Origin of the sequence: uncultured Roseovarius sp. (assembly GCF_913054395.1) — a bacterium.
In the GTDB taxonomy this organism is placed as follows: Bacteria; Pseudomonadota; Alphaproteobacteria; order Rhodobacterales; family Rhodobacteraceae; genus Roseovarius.
The window spans coordinates 1-3,309 of the sequence record NZ_CAJXIP010000239.1; the positions used below are offsets into that span (position 1 = coordinate 1).

The 3,309-nt window shown below is 62.2% G+C and carries 5 protein-coding genes; 2 read left to right on the plus strand and 3 right to left on the minus strand.

Features of this window, described 5'->3' with window-relative positions; all coding sequences use genetic code 11:
- The 3 genes from QZ522_RS18640 to QZ522_RS18650 all read right to left on the minus strand — a co-directional run.
- Nucleotides 1-151 (minus strand): DUF1428 family protein (locus QZ522_RS18640; protein WP_365353946.1); only part of this gene is annotated, 151 nt, incomplete at its 3' end.
- A complete protein-coding gene (locus QZ522_RS18645) occupies nucleotides 109-828 on the minus strand; it encodes a glutathione S-transferase family protein (protein WP_294615123.1) in 720 nt (239 codons plus the stop codon). The genes QZ522_RS18645 and QZ522_RS18640, both read right to left, overlap by 43 nt.
- Nucleotides 818-1,252 carry a VOC family protein gene (locus QZ522_RS18650; RefSeq protein ID WP_294615126.1) on the minus strand — a complete coding sequence of 145 codons (435 nt, stop codon included), beginning with the start codon at nucleotides 1,250-1,252 and terminating at the stop codon, nucleotides 818-820. Before QZ522_RS18650 ends, QZ522_RS18645 begins: the two co-directional genes overlap by 11 nt.
- A 67-nt stretch (nucleotides 1,253-1,319) precedes the next feature.
- Here QZ522_RS18650 and QZ522_RS18655 point away from each other — a divergent pair, with 67 nt between their 5' ends.
- Together QZ522_RS18655 and QZ522_RS18660 are read left to right on the plus strand one after the other, a co-directional pair.
- A complete protein-coding gene (locus tag QZ522_RS18655) occupies nucleotides 1,320-2,009 on the plus strand; it encodes a winged helix-turn-helix transcriptional regulator (protein ID WP_294615129.1) in 690 nt (229 codons plus the stop codon).
- A gap of 337 nt (nucleotides 2,010-2,346) precedes the next feature.
- On the plus strand, nucleotides 2,347-3,309 hold a 963-nt coding region (locus tag QZ522_RS18660; protein WP_294615133.1), incomplete at its 3' end, for a GAF domain-containing protein.

A 3,309-nucleotide genomic window follows, 5' to 3' on the forward strand; every position in this document is an offset into this window, starting at 1 on the left:
TCTGCAGGGCTCCGTACTCCTTGAAGATCGACCAGGCCTTGCGGGCGCTTTCGATATACGCCTCCTTGTTCCCGTTCGGGACGGGGGTGAGAAATCCGGCTATGTAGGTCATGTCATCTCTCCTTGTTTGGCTTGAAGTTGCGCCATCCATTCGTCGAATCCGGGCGGCGGATCGCCGGTGAAACCGGCCATCTGCGCGGCCAGTGCTCTTTGAAAGGCGGGCCGTCCGGTGCCCCGCGCGACATAGTCGGCGAGGTTGGGAAAGGTTTCGACCAGCCCGTCACCTTCGATGATCCGAAGGACGCTGACCATCATCAGGTCGCCCGCGGTGAAACGGCCCGTGAACCACTCAGCCGCCCCGAGCCGATCCGACGCCTCTTGCAATCGTTCTGCGATCCGCATGTCGATCCCTGGCAACCGAGGCGCTGACCAGGGTTCCGTGGCCTCGAAAATCGTCGCAATGGACCGGTCCATGATTGGCGGTTCCAGTGTATTCAGCGCGGCGATAAGCCATTCGAGGGCCCGCGCTCGCCCGGCGGGGTCTTCGGGCATGAGGCCCGGAAACCGCTCGGCGATGTGCCAGACGATAGCGCCGCTTTCGAACAGGGTCAGATCGCCCTCCTCATAGGTTGGCACCTGCCCAAATGGCTGCAGAGCGCGATGCGCCGGCTCCTTCTGCCGCCCCTGCGGCAGACAACGGACGGCATAGTCCTGTCCGACCTCTTCAAGCGCCCAGCGAACACGCAGGTCGCGAACCTGCCCCCTGGCAAAATCCGGCACCCAGTCGAAGGCGGTGATCGTAATCGGTGCGTCCGCTCTAACCGGCATCGGACATCTCCATTGGCCCCTTCTCGACCGCCTCGGCACTCATCCACATGGGCTCCCAGATGTGACCATCGGGATCGGCAAAGCTGCGCCCGTACATGAACCCGTAGTCCTGCACCGGACAAGGATCCGCCGTGCCGCCCGCTGCCACTGCGGCATCGGTTATGGCATCCACCGCCTCACGGTTCACACGGCTGATGCAAAGCAGCACCTGCGCTTCGGACGCCGGGTCAACCCGGCGCCGGTCGGTAAAGCTTGACCAGAACTCATGGGTCAGCAACATCAGCCGGATATCGTCCGACAAAACCATGCAGGCCGCGAGGTGATTGGTAAACTTGGTATCGTTGGTGAAACCGGTCGCCTCGTAGAATGCCATGGAACGCTCGAGGTCTGCCACCGGCAGGTTTATGAAGATCATCTGTGACATCGCGTTTCCTCCTGAGTCGCGTCGTCGATATGGACAGGCTACGAGAATTGGATTACAAAAAGCAACTATGCAGTTACAAAATGAAACTAAATCGGCAGAAAACCCCCATGGCCGCTGGTACGGCGATGCCTGCGGTACGGCCTTCGGCCTTGAGCTTCTGGGGGAACGCTGGTCGCTGCTGATCGTGCGCGAGTTGATGTTCGGGCCGCGACGCTTCAGCGATATTCGTACAAATCTGCCGGGGATCAGTGCCAAGGTGTTGACCGAACGGCTCGCCGGGCTCGAGGCAAATGGCGTGGTCCTGCGCTCGACCGCGCCCGAACCTACACCTGCGCAGCTCTATGGCCTGACCGAGTGGGGGTATGCGGCCGAACCAATCATTCAGGAGCTGGGCCGATGGGCCGCCGCCTCGCCGTTGCACGACCCGACGCTCCCCCTGTCACCCGTCTCGTTTATGCTGTCGCTGCGAACGATGCTTGACGCCGGGGCGGCGCAGGATACCGAGGCCGTCGTGGTCTTTGCCATTGGTACCGCGCAGTTCACGGCGCGTCTTGCCAACGGTGCGATGCCCGTGACACGCGGTGCGGCGGACGACCCCGACCTGCGTCTCCAGGCACCCTCCGCTCCCTCGCTTGCGGCGGTCTTCTATGGTGGAGCGGCCCCCGAAACGGTGGGTGCGCAGATCACGGGTGCCCCGGAACTGGCTCGCGCGTTCATTTCATTTTTCAAGCTACCACCCAAGTACGGCCGGGCATAAGGGCACGATCCGCACCATCATTTCAGTCGGCAAGCTTGTTGAAATAGCGGCTGAAGCATTCGCTTCCTGTCGTGATCTCATCATCGCCCAATCCACCCGCCTACGGGACGCAGCCGACCTTGGAATTCCTGTGCAAGTTGCGTGGGCAAGAATGATCACTTCGCGACCAGCCGTTGTCACCAAGGCCGGTGTCGGCACGGCTTTTCAAATTGAGACATGTAAGAAATCGGGCCGCCGCAATGGCTTGCCACTTAATCGATAAGCTTTGTCAAACTTCGCATGACATGAACTCGGATCGCGGGCTAGTCTGGGCGCGGGCGACTGTTGGGAGGACAGGATGTTCGACCTGGACCACGTGGAGGAAATCGACCGCGTTCTGCGCGGACAGGATACCGGGCGGGATCGGCTGGTCTCGGACAGCTGGCAACGCTGTGTCGAAACCTACGGCATGGACCCGTCACGCCCCGATCCGGCGCATATCGTTACCGAGAGCGAACTGCGGGAACACCGCGAACAATCCGAGCGGCTGATTGCAACGGCGCGGTCCGGCTTGCAGGAGCTGTTCCGGCAGGTGGCAGGGCAGAACTACGTCCTGCTGCTGGCCGATGCCAAGGGGGTCTGCGTCGATTTCTTTGGCGACCCGCGCTTCGAGGATCAGCTGCGCGAGGCGGGGCTGTACCTTGGGTCGAACTGGACCGAGAACCTGGCGGGAACCTGTGGCGTAGGGTCGTGCATCGTGACCGGCGAGGCGATCACGATCCATCAGAGCGATCATTTCGGGCTGGCTCATACGCCGCTGTCCTGCACTGCTGCTCCGATCCACGACACCAAGGGTGAGTTGGTCGCGGTACTCGATATCTCGCTGCTGCGCTCGCCGTCGCCCAAATCATCGCAGAACCTGGCGATGGGGCTGGTGACAGATTCGGTACGGCGAGTGGAGATGGCGAACCTGATGGCCATGACCCGGCGCGACTGGGTGTTGCGCGTGTCAAACAGCCCGGAATTCCTGGAAGTCGATCCGGAGGCTGCGGTGGCGCTCGACGGATCGGGGCGGATTGTTGGTATGACGTCAGGCGCGCGGCGAGCGCTGACCCCTGAGGGAGACGGCAGCCTGATCGGCGCGCGGATCGACGAACTGATGGACCTGACGGTGGACGACCTGCCGGATTTGATGCGCGGGCGACCGAGCGAGGAGCGGGTTTTACGGATGAAGGATGGCCGTGGCTTGTTCGGTCACGCGATTTCGCCACAGAAGCCGCTGCGCAGCAGGGTAAATCGCCCGCGTGATACGGCTTTGCCG

Coding starts and splice junctions, on each gene's coding strand:
- QZ522_RS18650 (WP_294615126.1), bottom strand. CDS start 1,252: ATGTCACAGATGATCTTCATAAACCTGCCGGTGGCAGACCTCGAGCGT.
- QZ522_RS18645 (WP_294615123.1), bottom strand. CDS start 828: ATGCCGGTTAGAGCGGACGCACCGATTACGATCACCGCCTTCGACTGG.
- QZ522_RS18655 (WP_294615129.1), top strand. CDS start 1,320: ATGCAGTTACAAAATGAAACTAAATCGGCAGAAAACCCCCATGGCCGC.